Raw genomic sequence first — 23,422 nt, 5'->3', positions numbered from 1 at the left:
CACAGCCGAGGAGTGAACGAGGGTTTACTTCGAATGTACTGAGTGGCACTCCGTGCCGTCATCGGCCCGTCGGTGTGATCGCGCGCACGTTGCGTAACCACCCGATGAGCGCTGCACTGAATCCATGCTGACGCGAATCGACCACATCGGGATCGCCTGCCACGACCTCGACGCGACCGTCGAGTTCTACCGGGCCACCTACGGCTTCGAGGTCTTCCACACCGAGGTCAACGAGGAGCAGGGCGTGCGCGAGGCCATGCTCAAGATCAACGAGACGTCCGACGGCGGCGCCTCCTACCTCCAGCTGCTGGAACCGACCCGCGAGGACTCGGCGGTCGGCAAGTGGCTGGCGAAGAACGGGGAGGGCGTCCACCACATCGCCTTCGGCACGGCGGACGTGGACACCGACTCCGAGGACATCCGGGACAAGGGCGTACGCGTCCTGTACGAGGAGCCACGGCGCGGTTCCATGGGGTCGCGAATCACCTTCCTGCACCCCAAGGACTGTCATGGCGTCCTCACGGAACTGGTCACTTCGGCCCCTGTTGAGTCCCCCGAGCACTGACCCCCGTACATAAGGGCCGGTAGGGTTGGGGGCGGTCGTCTCTGTATGCCGGGGCGACCGCATGCCGGGGTCCGGTTTTCGGGGGACGAGCGTCGGGGCAGCAGCCCGTGCTCCGCCGTTGATCTGACACCATTCCCCGGGGGCCCCGTTCGGCGGATGAACGGAGCTCGTTGCAGAAGCCGACCAGGGGACGGATGGGACCGCGCAGTGCGGGGCTACGAGAGCCAGGAGCGAGAGCCGGCGGCTGACGTCGACCACCTCTCTCGGTTCGAAGCCGAGATGAAGCGGCTGAAGACCGAGCGGGAAAAGGCGATCCAGCACGCCGAGGACCTCGGCTACCAGGTCGAGGTGCTGCGCGCCAAGCTGCACGAGGCGCGGCGCACCCTCATGACCCGGCCCGCCTACGACGGCGGTGACATCGGCTACCAGGCCGAGCAGTTGCTCCGCAACGCCCAGATGCAGGCCGAGCAGCTGCGCCAGGACGCCGAGCGTGAGCTGAGCCAGGCACGCGCGCAGACCCAGCGCATCCTGCAGGAGCACGCCGAGCAGGCCGCCCGGCTCCAGGCCGAGCTGCACCAGGAGGCGGTGACCCGGCGCCAGCAGCTCGACCAGGAGCTGGCCGAGCGCCGCGCCACCGTCGAGTCGCACGTCAACGAGAACGTGGCCTGGGCGGAGCAGCTCCGGGCCCGCACCGAGCAGCAGGCCCGCCGGCTGCTGGAGGAGTCCCGCGCCGAGGCCGAGCAGGCCATGGCCACCGCCCGTGCGGAGGCCGAGCGGCTGACCCGGGAGGCCCGTGAGCGGCTGCAGAGCGACGCCGAGGCCGCCCGAGCGGAGGCCGAGCAGATCCTGCGGCGCGCCCGCACGGACGCCGAGCGCCTGCTGAACGCCGCCTCCACGCAGGCCCAGGAGGCCACCGAGCACGCCGAGCAGCTGCGCACCGCCACCGTCACCGAGTCGGACACCGCCCGCCGCCAGGCCGCCGAGCTGAGCCGGGCCGCCGAGGAGCGGATGACGGCTGCCGAGGAGGCGCTGCGCAAGGCGCAGGCCGAGGCCGAGAAGGTGGTCACCGAGGCGAAGGAGTCGGCCGCCAAGACCCTCTCGAGCGCCGAGGCCGCCAACGAGACGCGGACGCGCACCGCCAAGGAGCAGGTCGCCCGGTTGGTCGAAGAGGCCACCAAGGAGGCCGAGAACACCAAGTCCGAGGCCGAGCAGCTGGTCGCCGACGCGCGGGCCGAGGCCGAGAAGATCGTCGCCGAGGCCGCCGAGAAGGCCCGCTCCATCACCGCGGAGGAGACGGCCAGCCAGCTGTCCAAGGCGGCCAGGACCGCCGAGGACGTCCTGAACAAGGCGTCCGAGGACGCCCAGAAGACCACCAGGGCCGCCGCCGAGGAGGCCGAGCGGATCCGTACGGAGGCCGAGACCGAGGCGGACCGGCTGCGGGCCGAGGCGCACGACATCGCCGAGCAGCTCAAGGGCGCGGCGAAGGACGACACCAAGGAGTACCGCGCCAAGACGGTCGAGCTGCAGGAGGAGGCCCGCCGGCTGCGCGGCGAGGCCGAGCAGCTGCGCGCCGACGCGGTCGCCGAGGGCGAGTCGATCCGCGCCGAGGCCCGCCGGGAGGCGGTGGCGCAGATCGAGGAGGCGGCCAGGTCCGCCGAGGAGCTGCTGGCCAAGGCCAAGGCGGACGCCGACGAGCTGCGGCAGAAGGCGACCACCGACAGCGAGAAGGTCCGCACCGAGGCCATCGAGCGCGCCACGGCGCTGCGCCGGCAGGCCGAGGAGACCCTGGAACGCACCCGCAAGGAGGCCGAACGGCTGCGCGCCGAGGCCGACGAGCAGGCCGAGTCGGTCAGGGCGGACGCCGAGCGGGCGGCGCGGGAGCTGCGCGAGGAGACCGAGCGGGCCGTCGAGGCCCGCCGCACCGAGGCCGCCGAGGAACTGACCCGGCTGCAGACCGAGGGCCAGGAGCGGCTGGCCGCCGCCGAACAGGCGCTCACCGACGCCCGGGAGGAGGCCGCCCGGATCCGCCGGGAGGCCGCCGAGGAGAGCGAGCGGCTTCGCTCGGAGTCCGCCGAGCGGATCCGCAGCCTGCAGCAGCAGGCCGAGGCGGAGGCGGACCGGCTGCGCGACGAGGCGGCGTCCGACGCGTCCGCCTCCCGCGCCGAGGGCGAGGCCATCGCCGTACGGCTGCGCTCCGAGGCCGCCGCCGAGGCCGAGCGGCTGAAGGTGGAGGCGCAGGACACCGCCGACCGGGTGCGCGCGGAGGCCCAGGCCGCCGCCGAGCGGCTCGGCAACGAGGCGTCCGAGACGCTGGCCGCCGCGCAGGAGGAGGCCGCCCGGCGCCGCCGAGAGGCCGAGGAACTCCTCGGTGCCGCCCGGGAGGAGGCCGACCAGGAGCGTGAGCGGGCCCGCGCGCAGAGCGAGGAGCTGCTGGCCTCGGCGCGCAGGCGGGTCGAGGAGGCACAGGCCGAGGCGACCCGGCTGGTCGAGGAGGCCGACCGGCGCGCCACCGAGATGGTCGCCGCCGCCGAGCAGCACGCCCAGCAGGTGCGGGACTCCGTCGCCGGGCTGCACGAGCAGGCACAGGAGGAGATCGCCGGGCTGCGTTCGGCCGCCGAGCACGCCGCGGACCGTACCCGCCGGGAGGCCGAGGAGGAGGCGGACCGGGTCCGCACCGACGCCTACGCCGAGCGGGACCGGGCCGGCGAAGACGCCTCCCGGATCCGGCGCCAGGCGAACGAGGAGTCCGAGGCCGCCCAGGCGCTCGCCGAGCGTACGGTCGCGGAGGCGATCGAGGAGGCCGAGCGGCTGCGCTCGGACGCGTCGGACTACGCCCAGCGGGTGCGCACCGAGGCGTCGGACGCGCTCGCCGAGGCCGACCAGGCGGCCGCCCGTACCCGGGCGGACGCCCGCGAGGACGCCAACCGCATCCGCTCCGACGCGGCGACCCAGGCGGACACCCTCATCACCGAGGCCCGCAACGAGGCCGAGCGGCTGCAGACCGAGACGGTCGCGGAGGCCGACCGGGTGCGCACGGAGGCGATCACCGAGGCCGAGCGGCTCACGACGGAGACCGCCGCCGAGGCCGGCCGGGTGCGCACCGAGGCCCTCGCCGAGGCCGACCGGGTCCGTACGGAGGCCGTGGCCGGGGCCGAGCAGCTCATCGGGGACGCCACCGGCGAGGCCGAGCGGCTGCGGGCGGAGGCCGCCGAGACGGTCGGCTCCGCGCAGGCGCACGCCGAGCGGGTGCGGGCCGAGGCCGAGCGGGTCAGGGCGGACGCGGCGGCGGAGGCCGAGCGGCTCGTCAACTCCGCGCGCGAGCAGTCCGAGCGGACCCTCGACGAGGCCCGCAAGGACGCCAACAAGCGGCGTTCGGAGGCGGCCGAGCAGGTCGACAAGCTCATCACGGAGACCACGGCCGAGGCCGACAAGCTGCTCACCGAGGCGCAGCAGCAGGCGCTGCAGACCACCGCGGACGCCGAGTCGCAGGCCGACACGATGGTCGGCGCCGCCCGCAGCGAGGCCGAGCGGATCCTCTCCGAGGCGACCGTAGAGGGCAACTCCCTGGTGGAGAAGGCCCGTACGGACGCCGACGAGCTGCTGGTCGGTGCCCGCCGGGACGCCACCGCCATAAGGGAGCGGGCGGAGGAGCTGCGCGACCGCATCACCACCGAGATCGAGGACCTGCACGAGCGGGCCCGCCGCGAGGCCGCCGAGACGATGAAGACCGCCGGCGACCGCTGCGACGCGCTCATCAAGGCGGCCGAGGAGCAGCTGGAGAAGGCACAGGCGAAGGCCAAGGAGCTGGTGTCGGAGGCCAGCTCGGAGGCGGGCAAGGTGCGCATCGCCGCCGTCAAGAAGGCGGAGGGGCTGCTCAAGGAGGCCGAGCTGAAGAAGGCCAGGCTGGTCAAGGAGGCCGAGGAGCTGAAGGCGGAGGCGATCCGCGAGGCCCTGCACACGGTCGAGGAGGGCAAGCGCGAGCTGGAGATCCTGGTGCGGCGGCGCGAGGACATCAACGCCGAGATCTCCCGTGTCCAGGACGTCCTGGAGGCGCTGGAGTCCTTCGAGGCCCCGTCGGCCGGCAAGGACGGCGGGGTCAAGGCGGGCGCGACCGTGGGCGCCCCCCGATCGGGTGGCAAGTCGTCAGACGGCTAGCGGACGAGGTGCGTTCCGTTGCGTTCTGGGGGCTTTGCCCGATTCCTTGGCAAGCCGTCCGGCGGTCAGCCACTCAAAAGAGGTGCCATTCTCCGGATCAAAACCGTATCCGCTCGATGACACACCGCTTCGGCCCCTAGGATTCCCTTATCACCTCACCGGTCTCATTCGACAGGAACCCCATGAGCGACACTTCCCCCTACGGCTTCGAGCTTGTGCGGCGTGGGTACGACCGCGCTCAGGTGGACGAACGTATCTCCAAGCTCGTCTCCGACCGTGACAGCGCTCTCGCCCGCATCACCGCCCTGGAGAAGCGCATCGAGGAGCTGCACCTCGAAACGCAGAACGCCCAGGCACAGGTCACCGACGCCGAGCCGTCGTACGCGGGTCTCGGCGCGCGGGTCGAGAAGATCCTGCGCCTGGCCGAGGAAGAGGCCAAGGAGCTGCGTGAGGAGGCCCGGCGCGCGGCCGAGCAGCACCGCGACCTCGCCGAGTCGGCGGCCCAGCAGGTCCGCAACGACGCCGAGACCTACGCCACCGAGCGCAAGGCGAAGGCCGAGGACGAGGGCGTCCGGATCGTCGAGAAGGCCAAGGCCGACGCCTCCCAGCTGCGTTCCGAGGCGCAGAAGGACGCGCAGTCCAAGCGCGAGGAGGCGGACGCCCTCTTCGAGGAGACCCGCGCCAAGGCCGCCCAGGCCGCCGCCGACTTCGAGACGAACCTGGCCAAGCGCCGCGAGCAGTCCGAGCGTGACCTGGCCTCGCGTCAGCAGAAGGCCGAGAAGCGTCTCGCCGAGATCGAGCACCGCGCCGAGCAGCTGCGCCTGGAGGCGGAGAAGCTGCGCACGGACGCCGAGCGCCGCGCCCGCCAGACGGTGGAGACGGCCCAGCGCCAGGCCGAGGACATCGTGGCCGACGCCAACGCCAAGGCCGACCGGATCCGTTCGGAATCCGAGCGCGAGCTGGCCGCCCTCACCAACCGCCGCGACTCCATCAACGCCCAGCTGACGAACGTCCGCGAGATGCTCGCCACGCTGACCGGCGCCGCGGTGGCCGCGGCCGGCACGTCGACCGACGACGAGCCGATCTCCCGGGGCGTCCCGGCGCAGCAGTCCCGGTAGTTTCCGGTAGCCGCACCACACCGAGAGGGGCGACGGGACCAGGTCCCGCCGTCCCTTTTCGTGTGCGCGGGTCCGAAGGCGCGGTCGGACACCGGTGTCCGGCGTCCGTTCCGGGTGAATCCTTGGGTGGCGCGTAGCGTGAGGGAAGGAGCGCAGGCCTCGGGGGGCGGGGCGGACCGCAGGCAGGTGCGCACCCGTCCGGCCCGGGAAGGGGGACCCCCGCGCACGGCCGTGCCCCGAGCCGACCGCTCCGAGTGGCAGGGCCCCGGACCCCGTCCTAGCGTGGCCGCATGATCGAGCTGGAAGGGCTGACCAAGCGGTACGGCGACAAGGTGGCGGTCGACCATCTGACGTTCACGGTCAGGCCGGGCATCGTCACCGGGTTCCTCGGGCCCAACGGTGCCGGGAAGTCCACGACCATGCGGATGATCCTCGGGCTCGACCACCCCACCGCCGGCGACGTCCGTATCGACGGCAGGCACTACGACCGGCTCAAGGACCCGCTGACGTACCTCGGCGCCCTGCTGGACGCGAAGGCCGTGCACGGTGGCCGGAGCGCCTACAACCATCTGCTGTGCCTCGCCCAGAGCAACGGGATTCCCCGGCGCCGGGTGGCGGAGGTGCTGGACACCGTCGGGCTCACCGCGGTGGCGCGGAAGAAGGCCAAGGGATTCTCACTGGGCATGGGGCAGCGGCTCGGGATCGCCGGGGCGCTGCTCGGCGATCCGCGGATCCTGATGTTCGACGAGCCGGTCAACGGGCTCGACCCGGAGGGCATCCACTGGATCCGGACCCTGATGAAGTCGCTGGCCTCGCAGGGGCGGACGGTGTTCGTCTCGAGCCACCTGATGAGCGAGATGGCGCTGACGGCGGATCACCTGGTCGTCATCGGGCGGGGCCGGTTGCTCGCGGACACCACCATGGCCGACTTCATCCGGCAGAACTCGCGGTCGTACGTCCGGATCCGCTCCCCGCAGCGCGAGCGGCTGCTCGACGTGCTGTACGAGGCCGGAATCACCGCGGTGGAGGCGGGGAGCGGGGCCCTGGAGGTGGAGGGCGGCAAGGCCGAGCGGATCGGCGAGCTGGCGGCCCGGTACGGGCTCGTGCTGCATGAGCTGAGCCCGCGGCAGGCCTCGCTGGAGGAGGCGTTCATGCAGCTGACGGCGGAGACGGTGGAGTACCACGCGCATGCCGGTCCCGGTCCCGCACCGCAGGACTGGGGCGCCGGCTGGAAAGGGGCCTGAACCATGGCGGCCGTCCAGGTCATCCGGTCCGAGTGGACCAAGATCCGGTCGGTGGCGTCCACGGTGTGGACGCTGTCGCTGGCGGTGGTCGTCACCATCGCGCTGGGGATGCTGATCTCGGCGCTGTCGAGGAGCCAGTACGACAACATGCCCGTGCGCGAGCGGCTCTCCTTCGACCCGACGGTCATCAGCTTCGCGGGCATGACCCTCGGCCAGCTCGCCATGATCGTGTTCGGTGTGCTGGTCGTCTCGAACGAGTACAGCACCGGCATGATCCGGGTCTCGCTGGCCGCCGTGCCGCGGCGCGGCACCTTCCTGTTCAGCAAGATCGCGGTGGCCACCGCGCTCGCGCTGGTCGTCGGTCTGGTGACGAGCTTCGCCGCGTTCTTCCTCGGGCAGGCGATGCTCGGCTCGCACCGGGCCGCGATCGGCGACCCGGGGGTGCTGCGCGCGGTGTTCGGCGGCGGCCTGTACATGGCCCTGATCGCGCTCTTCTCCATGGGTGTCGCCGCGATGCTGCGCTCGCCGATGCTGTCGCTGGGCATCCTGATGCCCTTCTTCTTCCTGATCTCCAACATCCTCGGCAATGTCGACGCCACGAAGAAGATCGGCCGTTTCCTGCCCGACCAGGCCGGCAGCCGTGTCATGCGGGTGGTGCCGATCGTCGACGACACGCCCTACGGCCCCTGGGGCGGGCTCGGGATCATGGTGCTGTGGGTGATCGCCGCGCTCACGGGCGGTTACGTCCTCCTCGAACGCCGGGACGCCCAGTAGACACCCCTGTCACACACCGTCATGTTCTGCCTTTACCTTGTTTTGGGCGGAACCGTCAGCGCCTCGATATCCTCCTAACCCTTACGGGGGCGTGTGCCCCGCTGTCCTGAACCATTCGATGGGTGCGGAGCATGATCGAGGCTGTAGGCCTGACGAAGCGGTACGGCGACAAGACCGCCGTGTACAACCTTTCCTTCCAGGTGCGGCCGGGAGCCGTCACCGGCTTCCTCGGGCCGAACGGCTCGGGCAAGTCGACGACGATGCGGATGATCCTCGGGCTGGACAATCCCACGTCCGGCTCGGTGACGATCGGCGGCTACCCGTACCGCAAGCTGCCCAACGCCCCGCGGCAGGTCGGCGCGCTGCTCGACGCCAAGGCCGTGCACGGCGGCCGGTCCGCCCGCAACCACCTGCTGAGCCTGGCCCAGCTGTCGGGCATCCCGGCCCGGCGGGTGGACGAGGTGCTCGGGGTCGTCGGCCTGCAGGACGTGGCCAAAAAGCGCTCCAAGGGCTTCTCGCTCGGCATGGGCCAGCGCCTGGGCATCGCCGTCGCGCTGCTCGGCGACCCGCAGGTGCTGCTCTTCGACGAGCCGGTCAACGGCCTCGACCCCGAGGGCATCCTCTGGGTCCGCAACCTGATGAGGGCCCTCGCCTCCGAGGGCCGTACGGTCTTCGTCTCCTCGCACCTGATGAGTGAGATGGCGCTCACCGCCGACCACCTCATCGTCATCGGCCGCGGACAGCTGCTCGCCGACATGAGCGTGACGGACTTCATCTCGGCCAACTCCGCGGACTTCGCGCGCGTGCGCACCCCGGACACCGAGCCGCAGGTGCGCGAGAAGCTCTCCTCCGCGCTCACCGAGGCCGGTGGCCACGTCCTGCCGGAGCAGGACGGCGCGCTGCGCGTGACCGGGCTGCCGCTGCCCCGGATCAGCGACCTGGCGCACGAGGCGGGCGTCCGGCTGTGGGAGCTGTCGCCGCACCAGGCCTCGCTGGAGGAGGCGTACATGCGGATGACGCAGGGCGCCGTCGACTACCGCTCGACCGTCGACCAGAAGGCGGGCCTGCGGCAGCCGCTGCCGCCAGGCGCCCAGCCGCCCATGCCGGTGCCCGGCCAGGGCCAGCCCGGCTGGTACGCCCCGCCGCCGCCCCAGCAGGGCGGGCAGCCGTTCGCGATGCCGGCTGCACCCGCGGGGCCGTACGGCGCCGCTCCCGGCACCCCGGTCCCCAACCCGTACGCCCACGCCCAGCAGCCCGCCCCGGCGCCGCAGCCGGCCCAGGCACAGCCTGCCGCCCAGGCCCAGCCCGCCACGGCCCAGTCCGCCGCGCACGCCCCGCAGCCCGCCACGGCCCAGCCCGCCTCGCAGGGCCAGCCGCCGGCCACGGCTCCGGGGGCCCCGGCCGGCGCGGCCGCCGCCCCGCCCGCGCCGCAGCAGGCCCCCGCCGCCGCTCCCCCGGTGCACGCCGCCGCACCGGCCGCCGCCGCGGTTCCGCCGGCCCCGGCCGCCTCCTCCGCCCCTGCCGACCCGGCCCAGACCCAGCCCAAGGACGTCACCCGATGAGCACCCACCAGCCCCCGCTGCCGCAGGCCCCCGCTGCCGCGCCCGACTGGCAGGCGGCGCCCGGCGGCACGTATCCCGGCTACACCTCGCCGATCCCGGTCGTGCGCACCCACCTCGGGCACGCGCTGGCCTCCGAGTGGACGAAGATCAAGTCGGTGCGGTCGACGATGTGGACGCTCGGCGTGTTCCTGCTGCTCGTCGTCGGCATCGGCCTGCTGGCCGGCGCGGTGGTCGAGGGCCACTCCGACTCGACGAGCCTGACCGGCGAGAATCCGCTGTCGTTCGGGTTCTTCGGACTGCTTCTCGGCAGCATGTGCATCATCACGCTGGGCGTGCTGACCACGGCCTCCGAGTACGGCACCGGCATGATCCGCACGACGGCGACCGCGTGCCCGAGCCGGGGCCGGGTGCTCGCCGCCAAGTCGATCGTGTTCCTCGCCGTCGCCTTCGTCGTCACGCTGGCCGCGTCCGGCTTCGTGGCCATGCTCCACGCGTCCATGCTGAGCAACACCGGCGCCCGGACCCCGACCGGCGGGGACTGGCTCAAGGACACCGTCGGCGTCAGCCTCTACATCGCGCTGCTCGGGCTGCTCTCGCTGCTCGTCGGCTCGGTCATCCGGCACTCGGCGGGCGCCATCACCATCATGATCGCGGCGGTGCTCGCGCCGCTGGTGATCGCGCTCTTCATGGCCTCGTCCTCGCTGCACAAGGTGCAGGAGTGGCTGTTCGAGTACTCCATCCCGAGCCAGCTCGGTGTCTTCTACGACAACTCGCTGTCCCGTTCCGGCCCCACGGGCTGGGACCCGCTGTGGATCATCCTGGGTCTGACGGCGGCGGCCTACGCCGGGGCGTACGCGCTGCTGCAGAACCGGGACGTCTAGCCGCTGCTAGAACCTCGGCGCGTTACGGGACCGCTGCACCCGCGTGGTGCGGCGGTCCTTCGCGTTCCAGCACGCCTTGTGCCAGTGCCGGCGGTCATCGACGCCCGCGTGCCCCGGCCAGGCCACCACGTGCGGAACGCCGGAGGGGATCATCTGCTCACAACCGGGGCAGCGGTACGCCTTGCCCGCCGCGCTGGCGCCCGCGACATGGCGCACGCTCCACTCGTCACCCTGCCAGCTCTCCGTGGACTGCCAGCCGCCGTACCGGCCAGCGCGGTCGTCCTCGGCGCTCCGGCCCGACGATCCGGCTGCCTTCGGTCGGTTGCGACGCGGGGACACGGGACACCTCTCGGAGCTATACAGGAAGCACGGGCTACGTCCAGCCTACGCGCCGCCGAGAGGGGTACGCGTACGGCACCAACCCGTACAAGTCCCCCTCCAGGGCGGCCCATTCTGCAGACAATCCGCAAATCTCTCCGCCAGACCGTGTCCTGGGCACGTGTCAGACGGTTATGCCGGGTGGGGGAGCTCCGGGTCGGAGCCAAGGAAGCAGGAAGAGCGATGCGCGTAGGAAGTTTTGTGCTGGCCGCCCAGTTCCCGGGCCAGGGCCAGGGGGAGGCCCTGCACCGGGCGATCCGCTCGGCGGAGGTCGCCGAGCAGGCCGGGCTGGACACCGTCTGGCTGGCCGAGCACCATTTCGTGCCCTACGGCACATGCCCCTCGGCGGTCACCCTGGCCGCCCTGCTGCTGGGTCGCACCCGCCGCATCCGCGTCGGCACGGCGGTCAGCGTACTGCCCACCGCGCACCCGGTCGCCCTCGGCGAACAGGCCGCGCTGCTGCACGTGACGAGCGGCGGACGGTTCACGCTGGGCGTGGGCCGCGGCGGGCCCTGGGTCGACCTGGAGGTCTTCGGAATGGGCCTCGAGGCGTACGAACACGGATTCCCGGAGTCACTCGATCTGCTGCTGCGCTGGCTGCGCGAACCGTCCGTGGGGGCCTGCGGCGAGCGGTTCTCCTTCCGCGAGGTGCCGGTCGTGCCCCGCCCGTCGGAGGCGTTGACGGACGCCCCGGGGCCCGAGGTCGTGATCGCGTGCACCTCGCCGGCGAGCGTGCGGCTGGCCGCCGAGCGCGGGCTGCCCATGCTGCTCGGGATGCACGTCGGAGACGAGGAGAAGGCCGAGATGGTCGCCCTGTGGCGGCGCTGTGCCCGCGCGGCGGGCCGGCCGGCCGAGGAGATCGCGGCTGCCGCCCATGTGTCGGCCGGGGTATGCCAGCTCGCGGACCGGCGCACGGACGCCGTGGAGAGCCTGCAGAAGGCGATGCCGGGCTGGCTGAAGCAGGGCCTGGAGGCCCATGTGACGGTGGACGGACGGGCCCGCGCGATGCGCGACCCGCACGCCTACACCGAACTGCTCTGCGGGCTGCACCCGGTGGGCACCCCGCGGCTCGCCGCCGACCGGCTCGCGGCCACCTCGGAGCGCACCGGCATCTCCCGCTTCGCCCTCCTCATGGAGGGCTCGGGCGACCTCGCCGCCACGGAGGAGAATCTGCGCCGCCTCGGCCTCGAGGTGCTGCCCCAGTTGCGCTGACCCGCCCCCAGCGCGCAAGCCACCTGGGGGGCTTGCCGCCCCAGTACTGAACGCACCTCCCCCGGATGGAGCGGCAAGCAAGCGGCTCGGCGCCTCGGCCGTACCGGAAGCGCCGGTCAGCAGTCGCGAAGCTCCGGCGACTGGTTGAGCAACTGGTTACGCGGCGACGTGAAGCGCGCCAACGTCTCGTCCACCGAGGCGTCCAGCGGGAACACCGCCACGCGGTGGCAGTTCTGGAAGGCCAGCCGCACACCGAAGTGCCGCTGCAGCGCGCCGCGTATGGCGTCGCTCGCGAGCGCACGCAGCAGCTGACCGCGTGCCTGCTCGTCCGGCGGGGGCGTCTGGTTGTCGGCGAAGGTTCCGCCGTCCACCTTCAGCTGGGCCACCAGGGAGCTGATCATCTCCCATGCGTAGGGCAGGGAGGTCCGGACGCAGTCGACGAATGCTGCTTCGTCGACCTCGCCTCGCTCGGCCTGTTCGAGTAGGGCCGGTGAGACGTCGAGCGACATGGGTTCTCCTCTCGCACCCCCGAAAGAGCAGGGGTTGCCGGACAGATAAGGGAGTTCGCGATTTCGAACACGCTCAGTACAGGCATCGCGACCTCCAGTTCACTACGGTAGGCAACCGTCGGTGACCACACCAGCAGATTGCGTATATGAAGCGGTCCCGTTACGCCCACAATCGGCCAGGGATGAACAAGAGTTTCCAGGGACATATGGGGTGTTCCCCGGGGAGGGGGGCGGGCGGATCGCGCGCACCGACGGGCGTCGAGTAGCGTTGCCGACCATGCGTCTCGTCATTGCCCGGTGCTCGGTCGACTACGCCGGCCGGCTCACCGCCCACCTGCCCTCGGCGCCCCGCCTGATCCTGGTCAAGGCGGACGGCAGCGTCTCCATCCACGCCGACGACCGGGCCTACAAGCCCCTCAACTGGATGTCGCCGCCCTGCACGCTGAAGGAGGGCGCGGGTGAGGACGAGGGTGTGTGGACCGTCGTCAACAAAGCGGGCGAGAAACTGATCATCACGATGGAGGAGATCCTCCACGACTCCTCGCACGAACTCGGCGTGGACCCCGGCCTGATCAAGGACGGCGTGGAAGCACACCTCCAGGAACTGCTCGCCGACCGCATCGAGACGCTCGGCGAGGGCTACTCGCTCATCCGCCGCGAGTACATGACGGCGATCGGCCCGGTGGACATCCTCTGCCGGGACGCCGACGGTCAGACCGTCGCCGTGGAGATCAAGCGGCGCGGTGAGATCGACGGCGTGGAGCAACTCACGCGGTACCTGGAGCTGTTGAACCGCGACCCGCACCTGGCTCCGGTCCGTGGCGTCTTCGCCGCGCAGGAGATCAAGCCCCAGGCCCGCGTCCTCGCCACCGACCGAGGCATCAACTGCCAGATCCTCGACTACAACGCGCTCCGCGGCATCGAGGACGACAAACTGCGGCTGTTCTGACCGCGGCTCCGCCTCCGTAGCCTCCCCGCCGCGACGGCGCGCAACCGCGCCGTCGCGGCGGACGCAGTGGGGCGGCCCGCGCTACATCACCAGAGCGGAGCCGTCCGGCGATCCCGTGCCGCCGCCCTGCGGCGCGCTCGCCGACGCGCTGCTCGACGTCCCGCCGTCGGTGCCGGTCGTCGTGCCCCCGTCCGTGCCGCTCGTCGTCCCGCCGGTGTCGCCCCCCGTGGTGCCGCCGGTGGACGTACCCCCCGTGCCGCCACCCGTCGTCGTACCGCCGGTGGTGGAACCGCCCGTGGTACTGCCGGTGCTGCTGCCGCCGGTGGAACCGCCGGTGGGCGTACCCCCCGTGGTCCCACCCGTCGTACCGCCGGTGGTGGAACCGCCCGTGGTACCGCCGGTGGAGCCGCCCGTCGTACCGCCGGTGGAGCCGCCCGTCGTACCGCCGCCCGGCGAGGTCGACGACCCCGACGGCTTGGGCGGCTTGGACGGTGAGCCGGAGGAGGTGCCGGAGCCGGACGGCTTGACGCTCTCCGACGGCCGGGCCGTGTCCGCCGGCGGCGCCGGGTCGTCCGCCGTGCCGTACGTGCCGTCGGGGCCCGGTGCCGTGGGGCGGCCGGTCGTCGTGCCGGTGCCGCCGTCCCCGCCGGGGTCCTTCGGGTCCGCGCCCAGACTGCCGTCGTCCACATCCTGGCTCGCCGACGGGTTTACGTCGACCTTGCCGGCCGGGTTCTTGCCCGCGTCGTCGTTCGACGTCATGCCGAGGGTGACGACCGTGCCGAGGACGGCGGCGAGCAGTGCGCCCGAGCCGGCCGCCACCATGTTGCGGCGGGCCAGGCGCCGGAAGCCCTGTGGCTTGGGGGCCGGGGGCTGATGGGTGACCAGGGGGGCGCCGACGAGGCCGTACGGCGGCGGTGTCGACTCCTCGTGCCGTACCTCGGGCGTCTCCTCGCCCGCCGTGGCCGCCAGCCCCGGGACCTCGCCCGAGCGGTCGGCGACCAGGGCCAGCGCCCGCCGGCCGGCCACGGTGCCCCGCTTGTCGGCGAGCGCCCCGCGCAGCCCGATGGAGGCCTCCAGTTCGGAGCGCGCCCGGTCGAGCTGCCCGCCGCAGAGCGCGAGGACGCCCAACTCATGGTGGAAATAGGCTTGTTCGGACACCTCGCCGTCCGACCGGGAGGCTTCCGCGCCGGAGCGCAGGGCCCGTTCCCAGGCGGTCCAGTGGAGTCCGGCGGCGAAGGCGGGCGCGGCCGTCCGGGCGAGCCGTATCGCGCAGGACTCCTCGCCCTCGGCGGGCGGGGCGGTCTGCGGCACGACGGCGGCGAGCGCGGCCAGCACCGCGTCGGCCTCCATGCACACCCGCTCGGGCGTGACCGAGGGGTGGCCGGCCCACCAGGCGTAGTGCCGGGCGGCGGTGAGTGCCTGGGCCGGTGCGTCGTCGGCGTATCCGGCGGCCTCCAGCTGGGTCTGTACACCGGCGGCGAGGCGGTAGCGGGAGCCGACCGGGGAGACCAGTCCGCAGGCCGCCAGTTCACCGAGGGCGGCGTCGGCGTGCGTGTCGCCGACCAGGGCCGGCAGGTGTGCCTGGTGGGGCACCTCGCCGCCGAGGGCGACCGCGAAGCGGAGGGCGCCGCGGGCGGAGGCGCTGAGCCGGGAGGCCAGCAGCGGGGCGGGGGCCGCGGCCTCGCCGAGGGAGGGCAGCGGGACGCCCTCCTCGAGGTCCACGGGCATGTCCGCCGGCCGGCGTGCGTCCTCGAAGACGCCGTACTCGTCCACCGCCCCGGTGCTGGCCCGCAGCTGGTCGCGCTGCCCTAGCAGGGCGCCGGCCTGGACGAACCTCAGCGGCAGCCCTTCGGACTCGAACCAGAGGTCGCCGGCCCAGTTGGCCTCCTCCTCGGTGAGGACCCGGCCGACGGTCCGCTCCAGGATCTCCACGCCCGCGGCGCGGTCGAGGCCGCTGAGGAAGACCTCCTCGACCTCCGACTCGGCGGAGGGCGCGGGGATGTCGGGGGTGGCGCCCAGCAGGAAGGCGCACTCGGGGGTGGCGTCGAGCAGTTCGTCCAGGGCGGTGCCGCCGAACTCGACGTCGTCCAGGACGACGACCGCGCCGATCTCCCGCATCAGGGGGAGCAGTTCGTCCCGTTCCGGGCGGTACCGGGGGGCGTCGTAGACGGTGTGGAAGAGGTCGTACAGGACCTCTCCGGCCGTGCGGTGGAAGCCGCTCAGCCGGACCACACCGTCGGGGGCGAGGTCGTGGCAGTCCTCGGCGACCAGGTCGAGAAGGGCGGTACGGCCGGAGCCGCCGGGTCCGGTCAGCCGTACGGAACGGCCCCGGGCCAGCAGCCGGACCAGCCGCTCGCGTTCGTCCTGGCGCTCCAGCAGCGAGTACGTCGGCTGGGCGGGTCCGGGCGGCACCGGCGGCCGGGCGGCACGCTCGGCCTCGGCGCGCTCGGCGGCGGGGCGCTTGCGGGGCCGGCCGGGACGTTCGGCGGGCGGGCAGGACTCTATCTCGCTGCCGTCGACCGGGTTGACGGTCAGCAGCAGGTCGCCGGAGACCAGCCGCGCCGTGCGGACGAGCGCGGGCGAGTTCGGGACGATGTCGGAGGTGAGGGATTCCCGGGGCGGACGGCGGCTGTGTGCCTGGCCGTGCTCCTCGGGTCCCGGGGTGTTCGGGTCCATGGGTTCAAGCCCCCCAAAAGCGTCGTGTGCCCGTGATCCGGCCCCTCCCGGCCTGCCGCACACCGCGCTGTCGCTTCTGGTCCGGGCCCGCTCGGTCGAGGGTTGCGAGGCGGCGGGCGACCGAACCCTAAACCTTCGGCCAGTATCTCCGACAGGGCGGGGTGCCGTGCGGTCCGAGACGTCACGGTCTTGTGAGGATTGCCCCCGACGTGCGCTTCGGCGGCTGCGCCCGGGTCTCCCTCGTCGCCCGGTTCACACCGGAACCGGGCATTACACCCGAGGCAGCGACTCCACGCCGATGCCGCCCTCGATGGCGAGGATGCGGTGCAGCCGGGTGGCCACCAACAGGCGCTGCATCTGCGGTGGTACGTCGCGCAGCACCAGCCGGCGACCGCAGCGGCCGGCCCGCCGGTGGGCACCCATGATCACCCCGAGGCCGGTGGCGTCCCAGGAGTCCAGTTCGGACAGGTCGAGCACCAGGTCTCCGACTCCGTCGTCGACGGCCGAGTGCAGGACCGTACGGGCGTCCGCCGCGCTGCGGACGTCGAGGCGGCCCCCGACGACCAGCTCGGCGTGGTCGCCCCTGATGTACATATGCGCTCCCCGTTGAATGCGGTTGGCGTACTCCGTGACGGTGCTGTGCAACGTCTGACTGTGTGAGTGGCGGTGCGGTTGCTGCTTGTAAGCGAACCGATACCGAATTCACCCCTGGGAGTGACGCTCCCGGGGTGATTGTCCGCCATATGTGTGTACGGATGGCCTCGGTACGTCGTCCGGACGGGTACCGGTACGACGCATCGCTGCTTCTCAGTACGTGTAGAAGCCCTGCCCGCTCTTGCGGCCGATGTCACCGGCGTCCACCATCCGGCGCATCAGCTCCGGCGGGGCGAACTTCTCGTCCTGGGACTCGGTGTAGATGTTGCTGGTGGCGTGCAGCAGGATGTCCACGCCGGTGAGGTCCGCGGTGGCGAGCGGGCCCATGGCGTGGCCGAAGCCCAGTTTGCAGGCGAGGTCGATGTCCTCGGCGGTCGCGACACCCGACTCGTAGAGCTTGGTCGCCTCGACGACGAGGGCGGAGATCAGCCGGGTGGTGACGAAGCCGGCGACGTCCCGGTTGACGACGATGCAGGTCTTGCCGACCGACTCGGCGAAATCCCGGGCGGTGGCGAGGGTTTCGTCGCTCGTCTTGTAGCCGCGGACCAGCTCGACGAGCTGCATCATCGGCACCGGCGAGAAGAAGTGCACACCGACGACCCGCTCGGGGTGCTCGGTGGCCGCCGCGATCTTGGTGATCGGGATGGCGGAGGTGTTGGAGGCCAGCACGGTGTCCTCGCGCACGATCTTGTCGAGCGCGCGGAAGATCTCGTGCTTGACCTCCAGCTTCTCGAAGACGGCCTCCACGACGACGTCGGCGTCGGCGGCCGCGTCCAGATCGGTGGTCGGGGTGATGCGGGCCAGGGCGGCCTCGGCGTCGCGCGCCTCCAGCTTGCCCTTGCCGACGAACTTGTCGTACGACGCCTTGATGCCGTCGGTGCCACGTCCCAGTGCCTCGTCGGTGACGTCACGCAGGACGACGTCCCAGCCGGCCTGCGCGGCGACCTGGGCGATCCCGGACCCCATGAGACCGGCTCCGATGACAGCGAGCTTCCGTGCCACTCCGACTCCCTTGAACCCTGTTGACGTCTGCCTCCTCGGCGGACCATAGCGCTCAGGTGCCCTGTTGAGGACGGTAAGTAATGCGTGTCACTGTCTCAGCGCGTGAGACACCCGTCACGTCTCGATCGACGGACTCGGCGATCCTCCCGCCGGCCGGCCGGACGGGATCGCGGTCCTGGTGGCCGGAGCGCCAACTGCTCGCGGGTTCATGCTCGTTGGCGCTTCACGGACCGGCCGGCGCCCAGGTCTCCAGGCCCTGTGACCTGCATGCCCGCGGGCCGGTCGCCGTTCAGGGCGCACCCCGGACGGCGTAGTTGAGGACCCTTTCACTCAACAGGTCCTCCATGTCGTCGAGGAGGGCGAGTACCTCTCGGGACACTTCGCGTGGTTCGCGCCCCTTGACCATCTCGCGGCCGATGACCGCGACGACCGTGCCGTGCACCCAGGCGATCTGGCCAGCCATCAGGTGGGGCAGCTCGTCGTCGGCGGCGGCGCCTGTCTCCTCGCGCAGGGCCTGCTCCAGGTTGGCCTGCACCTCCTGGGCGAGGGCCCACAGCCGGGAGCGCAGGGCGGGTGCCTCTTCGATGACCTTCATGAAGGCCGCGTATCCGGGGATGAGGCCGACCCGGGGCGAGACCGCCTCGATCTCCTCGCGCAGCTCCCGCAGGACCGCGCCGGCGGCCGGCTCGCCGACGGGGCGCCCGCGGACCCAGCGCGCGAGCCGGTCGGCCACGCCGGCCGAGCGGTCGAAGAAGAGGTCCTCCTTGGCGGGGAAGTAGTTGTAGACGGTGTTGACGGAGACGTTGGCGGCCTCGGCGATCTCGGCGACCGTCACCGCGTCGAAGCCGCGCTCGACGAACAGGCCCGTGGCGACATCCGAGATGTACTGCCTGGTCTGCCGCTTCTTCCGCTCCCTGAGTCCCTCGGCCATGCCCGCATCCTAACTTCGCTGGAGCTGGTGAAAACTTGGTGTCATTGCAAAATTACACGGTCTCTGTTTTTCTGGGGGCATGCCAGCAGTCATCAGTGCGGCGGGCCTCGCCCGCACCTTCCAGACCAAAGCCGGGCCCGTGCCCGCCGTGCGGTGCGTCGACCTCGCCGTCCAGCAGGGCGAGATCCTCGGCTTCCTCGGACCCAACGGCGCCGGCAAGACGACCACCCTGCGGATGCTGACCACCCTGCTGAAGCCCACCGGGGGCGCGGCCACCGTCGCCGGACACGACCTGGCGACCGACCCGGCCGGGGTGCGCCGGGTGAGCGGCTACGTCGCCCAGTCCGGCGGAGTCGATCCGCAGATCACCGTGCGGGAGGAGCTGGTCACCCAGGGCCGGATGTACCGCCTGTCGAAGGCCGAGGCGGTCGAACGAGCCGGGGAGCTGTGCCGGGAACTGGATCTCGCCGGGCTCCTCGACCGGAGAACCGGCGCGCTCTCGGGCGGCCAGCGGCGCCGGCTGGACATCGCGATGGCGCTCACCCACCGCCCGAAGGTGCTCTTCCTCGACGAGCCGACGACCGGCCTGGACCCCGGCAGCCGTGCCGACCTGTGGGACCTGGTCCGCCGGCTGCGCGACACGTACGGCACCACCGTCTTCCTGACCACCCACTACCTGGACGAGGCCGACGCCCTCGCAGACCGCCTGGTGATCGTCGACCAGGGCGTGGTCGTGGCTGAGGGCACACCGAGCGCGCTCAAGCTGGAGCACGGCGGCTCGCTCGACGCCACGCTCCAGGACACCTTCCTCGCCGTCACCGGCCGCGGACCGTCCCCGTCGGCCGACGCCGCCCCCCTAGCCGTATAGGACCCCGGAATGCTCGTTCACGACACGGCCCTCGTCTACGGCCGTTATCTGCGCCAGTCCCTGCGCTCCCGCTTCGCCCTGCTCTTCGGGGTGCTGACGCCCCTGCTGTATCTGCTCTTCTTCGGCCCGCTGCTCACCGACCTGCCGCTGGGCGGCGAGAGCGGCTCCTGGCAGGTGCTCGTCCCCGGTCTGTTGCTCCAACTCGGCCTTTTCGGAGCCCTGTTCGCGGGCTTCACGGTCATCATCGAGAAGGGTCAAGGGGTGGTGGAGCGGATGCGGGTGACCCCGGTCAGCCGGCTCGCCCTGCTCCTCGGCCGGGTGCTGCGCGACGCCACGGTCTTCGTCTTCCAGGCGGTGCTGCTGGTGCTGGCCGCGCTGGTGATGGGCCTGCGCGCACCGCTCGCCGGCGTCCTGATCGGCTTCGCCTTCGTCGCGCTGCTCACGCTCTCGCTGGCCTCGCTGTCGTACGCGCTCGGGATGAAGGTCCGCACCCCGCAGGAGTTCGGCCCGTTGATCAACGCGGTGTCGATGCCGTCGATGCTGCTGTCCGGTCTGCTGCTGCCCATGACCCTCGCCCCGGCCTGGCTGGACGTGCTCTCGCACCTCATGCCGTTCCGCTATCTGGTGGACGCGGTGCGCGACGCGTACGCGGGTCAGTACACGAGCGCGCACGTGCTGTACGGCGTCCTCGTCGCCGTCGGCTTCGCGGCGCTCGCCGTGACAGTGGGCACACGCGTCTTCCGGACCGCGGGAGCGTAACTACGCTGGCCACATGGTCAATCTGACACGCATCTACACCAGGACCGGCGACAAGGGCACCACCAACCTCGGCGACATGAGCCGGGTGCCCAAGACGGACCTCCGGATCTCCGCGTACGCGGACGCCAACGAGGCCAACGCGGTGATCGGCAGCGCGATCGCGCTGGGGCGGCTGGACGAGGAGGTCGTCAAGGTTCTCACCCGCGTGCAGAACGACCTGTTCGACGTGGGCGCGGACCTGTCGACGCCGGTGGTGGAGAACCCGGAGTTCCCGCCGCTCAGGGTGGAGCAGTTCTACATCGACAAGCTGGAGGCGGACTGCGACCGCTTCAACGAGCGCCTGGCGAAGCTGCGCTCCTTCATCCTGCCCGGGGGTACACCGGGCGCGGCACTGCTGCACCAGGCCTGTACGGTCGTCCGCCGGGCCGAGCGCTCCACCTGGGCGGCCCTGGAGGTCCACGGGGAGTCCATGAACCCGCTGACCGCGACCTACCTCAACCGCCTCTCCGACCTGCTGTTCATCCTGGCCCGGGCGGCGAACGGGGAGGCCGGGGACGTGCTGTGGGTACCGGGCGGGGAACGCTAGCGCCGCTCGGCCGGTTCCGGTTCCGGTTGCCGCTTCGGTTGCCGCTTCGGTTGCCGCTTCGGGAGGAGCGTGTAGCTCGCGGCGATGATCAGGTTGATGCCGATCACCCACAGCATCCGCACCTGCCAGGTCCGCAGGGAGCCGGTGTCCCCGTCCCCGCCGACGTACCAGACGGCCCCCTGGAGCAGGGCGAGGGCGACCGTCGCGGCCAGGATCCAACGGCCCGCGACCTTCCATTCGTGGACGGCGCGGGCCGTGCCGTGCCTCGGGGGCCCGACCGGGGGCGGGCCCCCGGCGAAGCGGTGGGCGATCCGCGCGTCGGCCCACTTGACGGTGGAGTGACCGAGGCCGGCCGTGAAGCCGATGTAGACGGCGGCGAGGCCGTGCCGCCAGTCGGGTTCGGCGCCGTTCTTGAGGTCGATCGCGGTCACGGCGAAGAGCACCAGCTCCAGCAGCGGCTCGCACAGCAGCAGCGCGAGACCGGTGCGCGGCATCCGCAGGGCGTAGCGGAAGGCCAGACCGGCCGCCAGCAGCACCCAGAACGCCACCTCACAGGCGATGATCACCGCGACGACCATGGTTCGCTCCCTTCGCTCACCCCTCCAGGCTCCCGTGGGCCGGCACACGGGTCGTCGTCACCGCTGACGAGACCGCCGTAAGCGAAAGTCGCAGTTCGGGACCGTTCCCGGGGAGCAGGCGGAGCGGTGGAGGGCCGTGTTGGATGGAGGCATGCCCCTCGTGCTCCGCCGTCCCCATCGCGACGACTGGCGCATCGCCGTGGGCGGGCTGCTCGGCGGAGCGGTGCTGTGGGCGCTCGGGATCCACCCGCGCGTGGCCCCGGACCCGGTCGTGCTGTGGCACGCGCCCTGGGCCCCGCTGGTGCCACTCGCGGTGACCGTCGCCTGTGAGCCGCTGCGCCGTACCCGGCCGCGCGCCGGCCTGCTGATCGGCACGGCCGCGCTGACCCTGGACACGGTGACCGTCGGCAGCATCGTCACCGTCGTGCTGTACACGGACCTGGTGTACGCGGCCGTCCTGTACGGCACTCCGGCCACCGCCCGCCGCATCCCCTGGATCACCGGGATGCTGACGGTCCTCGGCGGCCTCGTGCCCGCCGCCCTCTGGCGCGATCCGCAGGGCCTGCTGATCGGTGTCGCCGTCGGCGTGGTGGCGCTCGCGCCCGCCTCCACGGGCTGGGTCGTGCGCAACCACCGCGACGCGGCCGAGGCGGCCCGGCTGCGCGCCGAACAGACCGCGCTGCTCGCCGAGATGGACCGCACGCAGGCCGTCACCGCGGAACGGGCCCGGGTCGCCCGGGAGTTGCACGACATGGTCGCCAACCACCTGTCCGCGATCGCGATCCACTCCACGGCCGCGCTCTCCCTCGACGACCCGGGGACCTCCCGGGACGCCCTGGCCGTCATCCGGGAGAACAGCGTCGAGGGACTGGCCGAGATGCGGCGGCTGATCGGGATCCTGCGGGACAGCAGCGGTGATCTGGAGCCTTCCGCCACCCCCACCCTGGACGGCCTCGCCGCCCTGGTCGAGGGCGCCCGCGCCAACGGCCTGGACGTCACCCTGGACGCCGGCCACGACCGGGTGCCCGCGCCGGTCGAGCTGGCCGCCTACCGGATCGTGCAGGAGTCGCTGACCAACGCCCTGAAGCACGCGGCCGAGGGGCGGGTCCACGTCGTGCTCCGCCAGGAGCCCGACACCCTGCGGGTCCGGGTGAGCAGCCCCTACCGCCCCGGCGCCGGCGCCCGCGCGCCCGGCTCGGGCTCCGGCCTCGCCGGGATGCGGGAGCGCTCCACACTGCTCGGCGGGTGTTTCCAGGCGGGGCCCGAGGGTGGTCTGTGGGCCGTACGCGCCACGCTTCCGCTCACCGAAGGAGACCCCGCATGATCCGTGTCCTCGTCGCCGAGGACCAGTCCGCCGTCCGCGCCGGGCTCGTCCTGATCCTGCGCAGCGCGCCCGACATCGACGTGGTCGGCGAGGCGGAGGACGGCCTGCGGGCGGTCGAACTGGCCCGGAGCGTCAGGCCGGACCTGGTCCTGATGGACATTCAGATGCCCCGACTCGACGGGGTGTCCGCGACCCGGCGGATCGTCGCCGAGCAGCTCGCGGACGTGCTCGTGCTGACCACCTTCGACCTCGACGAGTATGTGTTCGGGGCGCTGCGGGCCGGGGCGGCCGGGTTCCTGCTGAAGAACGCCGAGGCGAGGGATCTGCTGCGGGCGGTACGGACGGTGGCCGGCGGGGAGGGGATCGTCGCGCCAGCCGTGACCCGGCGGCTGATCGCGGAGTTCGCCGCGGCACCGGTGCGGGAGGCGAAGGCCGATCCCGCCGCGCTGGAGGGGCTGACCCGGCGCGAGCGGGAGGTGTTGTCCTGCGTCGGCCAGGGGCTGTCCAACGCCGAGATCGCCGAGCGGCTCGAGATGGCGGAGGGCACGGTGAAGACGCACGTCAGCCGTCTGCTGGCGAAGCTGACGCTGCGCAGCCGGGTACAAGCGGCCGTCCTCGCCCGGGAGTTGGGGGTCTGACGGGCGCAGGAGGCGAGTGGTCCAGACCTATTGACCTGTGGTCCAGACCTTTCTACTCT

At 72.2% G+C, this 23,422-nt stretch carries 21 protein-coding genes; 14 read left to right on the top strand and 7 right to left on the bottom strand.

Going from position 1 to position 23,422, the window contains the following annotated elements; all coding sequences use genetic code 11:
• Positions 1 to 124 precede the first annotated feature (124 nt).
• The 7 genes from mce (at position 125) to AC07C1_RS25820 (ending at position 10,299) form a co-directional block, all read left to right on the top strand.
• The gene (mce, locus tag AC07C1_RS25850) at positions 125 to 565 is read left to right on the top strand and encodes a methylmalonyl-CoA epimerase (protein WP_478942638.1); all 441 of its coding nucleotides are present in this window, start codon (positions 125 to 127) and stop codon (positions 563 to 565) included.
• Positions 566 to 772: 207 nt separating this feature from the next.
• Positions 773 to 4,720, top strand: coding sequence for a polarized growth protein Scy (gene scy / locus AC07C1_RS25845; RefSeq protein WP_478942636.1), 3,948 nt, complete (start codon positions 773 to 775; stop codon positions 4,718 to 4,720).
• Positions 4,721 to 4,902: 182 nt separating this feature from the next.
• Entirely contained in the window at positions 4,903 to 5,838 is a 936-nt protein-coding gene (locus AC07C1_RS25840; RefSeq protein WP_478942635.1) for a cellulose-binding protein, read from the top strand.
• Positions 5,839 to 6,128: 290 nt separating this feature from the next.
• Entirely contained in the window at positions 6,129 to 7,082 is a 954-nt protein-coding gene (locus AC07C1_RS25835) for an ABC transporter ATP-binding protein (protein ID WP_478942633.1), read from the top strand.
• A 3-nt stretch (positions 7,083 to 7,085) separates the two neighbouring features.
• Positions 7,086 to 7,856, top strand: coding sequence for an ABC transporter permease (locus tag AC07C1_RS25830; RefSeq protein ID WP_478942631.1), 771 nt, complete (start codon positions 7,086 to 7,088; stop codon positions 7,854 to 7,856).
• A gap of 131 nt (positions 7,857 to 7,987) precedes the next feature.
• Positions 7,988 to 9,418, top strand: coding sequence for an ABC transporter ATP-binding protein (locus AC07C1_RS25825; RefSeq protein ID WP_478942629.1), 1,431 nt, complete (start codon positions 7,988 to 7,990; stop codon positions 9,416 to 9,418).
• Positions 9,415 to 10,299, top strand: coding sequence for an ABC transporter permease (locus AC07C1_RS25820; protein ID WP_478942627.1), 885 nt, complete (start codon positions 9,415 to 9,417; stop codon positions 10,297 to 10,299). Before AC07C1_RS25825 ends, AC07C1_RS25820 begins: the two co-directional genes overlap by 4 nt.
• Before the next feature lie 6 nt (positions 10,300 to 10,305).
• Here AC07C1_RS25820 and AC07C1_RS25815 read toward each other — a convergent pair whose 3' ends face one another.
• Complete coding sequence (locus AC07C1_RS25815) at positions 10,306 to 10,638, bottom strand: ATP/GTP-binding protein (protein ID WP_478942625.1); 333 nt, start codon at positions 10,636 to 10,638, stop codon at positions 10,306 to 10,308.
• Between the two features lie 222 nt (positions 10,639 to 10,860).
• On the opposite strand from AC07C1_RS25815, the gene AC07C1_RS25810 reads away from it, so the two are divergent.
• Positions 10,861 to 11,889, top strand: coding sequence for an LLM class flavin-dependent oxidoreductase (locus AC07C1_RS25810; RefSeq protein WP_478942623.1), 1,029 nt, complete (start codon positions 10,861 to 10,863; stop codon positions 11,887 to 11,889).
• A 116-nt stretch (positions 11,890 to 12,005) separates the two neighbouring features.
• On the opposite strand, the gene AC07C1_RS25805 is transcribed toward AC07C1_RS25810, so the two are convergent.
• A complete protein-coding gene (locus AC07C1_RS25805) occupies positions 12,006 to 12,398 on the bottom strand; it encodes an SCO5389 family protein (protein ID WP_478942622.1) in 393 nt (130 codons plus the stop codon).
• 277 nt (positions 12,399 to 12,675) lie between these two features.
• On the opposite strand from AC07C1_RS25805, the gene nucS reads away from it, so the two are divergent.
• Complete coding sequence (gene nucS, locus AC07C1_RS25800; RefSeq protein ID WP_478942620.1) at positions 12,676 to 13,347, top strand: endonuclease NucS; 672 nt, start codon at positions 12,676 to 12,678, stop codon at positions 13,345 to 13,347.
• Between the two features lie 81 nt (positions 13,348 to 13,428).
• Here the strand turns inward: nucS and AC07C1_RS25795 are convergent, their stop codons facing one another.
• The 4 genes from AC07C1_RS25795 to AC07C1_RS25780 all read right to left on the bottom strand — a co-directional run bounded on the left by AC07C1_RS25795 (position 13,429) and on the right by AC07C1_RS25780 (position 18,610).
• On the bottom strand, positions 13,429 to 16,023 hold the full coding sequence (locus AC07C1_RS25795) for an ATP-binding protein (RefSeq protein WP_478942618.1): 2,595 nt from the start codon (positions 16,021 to 16,023) through the stop codon (positions 13,429 to 13,431).
• A gap of 270 nt (positions 16,024 to 16,293) precedes the next feature.
• Complete coding sequence (locus AC07C1_RS25790) at positions 16,294 to 16,617, bottom strand: STAS domain-containing protein (protein WP_031040714.1); 324 nt, start codon at positions 16,615 to 16,617, stop codon at positions 16,294 to 16,296.
• 213 nt (positions 16,618 to 16,830) lie between these two features.
• Complete coding sequence (locus AC07C1_RS25785) at positions 16,831 to 17,679, bottom strand: 3-hydroxyacyl-CoA dehydrogenase family protein (RefSeq protein WP_478942616.1); 849 nt, start codon at positions 17,677 to 17,679, stop codon at positions 16,831 to 16,833.
• Positions 17,680 to 17,968: 289 nt separating this feature from the next.
• A complete protein-coding gene (locus tag AC07C1_RS25780; protein ID WP_478942614.1) occupies positions 17,969 to 18,610 on the bottom strand; it encodes a TetR/AcrR family transcriptional regulator in 642 nt (213 codons plus the stop codon).
• 79 nt (positions 18,611 to 18,689) lie between these two features.
• Between AC07C1_RS25780 and AC07C1_RS25775 the strand changes: the two genes are divergently transcribed.
• Genes AC07C1_RS25775 through AC07C1_RS25765 form a run of 3 tightly spaced genes read left to right on the top strand, consistent with a single transcriptional unit; the run spans position 18,690 to position 20,823 of the window.
• A complete protein-coding gene (locus tag AC07C1_RS25775; protein WP_478942613.1) occupies positions 18,690 to 19,478 on the top strand; it encodes an ABC transporter ATP-binding protein in 789 nt (262 codons plus the stop codon).
• Between the two features lie 9 nt (positions 19,479 to 19,487).
• Positions 19,488 to 20,237: an ABC transporter permease gene (locus AC07C1_RS25770; protein WP_478942611.1), complete on the top strand. Its 750-nt coding sequence runs from the start codon at positions 19,488 to 19,490 to the stop codon at positions 20,235 to 20,237.
• A 13-nt stretch (positions 20,238 to 20,250) separates the two neighbouring features.
• Entirely contained in the window at positions 20,251 to 20,823 is a 573-nt protein-coding gene (locus AC07C1_RS25765; protein WP_478942609.1) for a cob(I)yrinic acid a,c-diamide adenosyltransferase, read from the top strand.
• Here AC07C1_RS25765 and AC07C1_RS25760 read toward each other — a convergent pair.
• On the bottom strand, positions 20,820 to 21,401 hold the full coding sequence (locus AC07C1_RS25760) for a hypothetical protein (protein WP_478942608.1): 582 nt from the start codon (positions 21,399 to 21,401) through the stop codon (positions 20,820 to 20,822). The genes AC07C1_RS25765 and AC07C1_RS25760 overlap by 4 nt on opposite strands.
• Positions 21,402 to 21,552: 151 nt before the next feature.
• Between AC07C1_RS25760 and AC07C1_RS25755 the strand changes: the two genes are divergently transcribed.
• Together AC07C1_RS25755 and AC07C1_RS25750 are read left to right on the top strand one after the other, a co-directional pair.
• Complete coding sequence (locus tag AC07C1_RS25755; RefSeq protein WP_478942606.1) at positions 21,553 to 22,725, top strand: sensor histidine kinase; 1,173 nt, start codon at positions 21,553 to 21,555, stop codon at positions 22,723 to 22,725.
• The gene (locus AC07C1_RS25750) at positions 22,722 to 23,363 is read left to right on the top strand and encodes a response regulator (RefSeq protein WP_478942605.1); all 642 of its coding nucleotides are present in this window, start codon (positions 22,722 to 22,724) and stop codon (positions 23,361 to 23,363) included. Before AC07C1_RS25755 ends, AC07C1_RS25750 begins: the two co-directional genes overlap by 4 nt.
• Positions 23,364 to 23,422 lie beyond the last annotated feature (59 nt).

It is taken from the genome of Streptomyces sp. NPDC045022 (assembly GCF_056432605.1).
The sequence above is the reverse complement of the archived record's forward strand: the minus strand, read 5'-3'. Positions and strand labels throughout refer to the sequence as shown.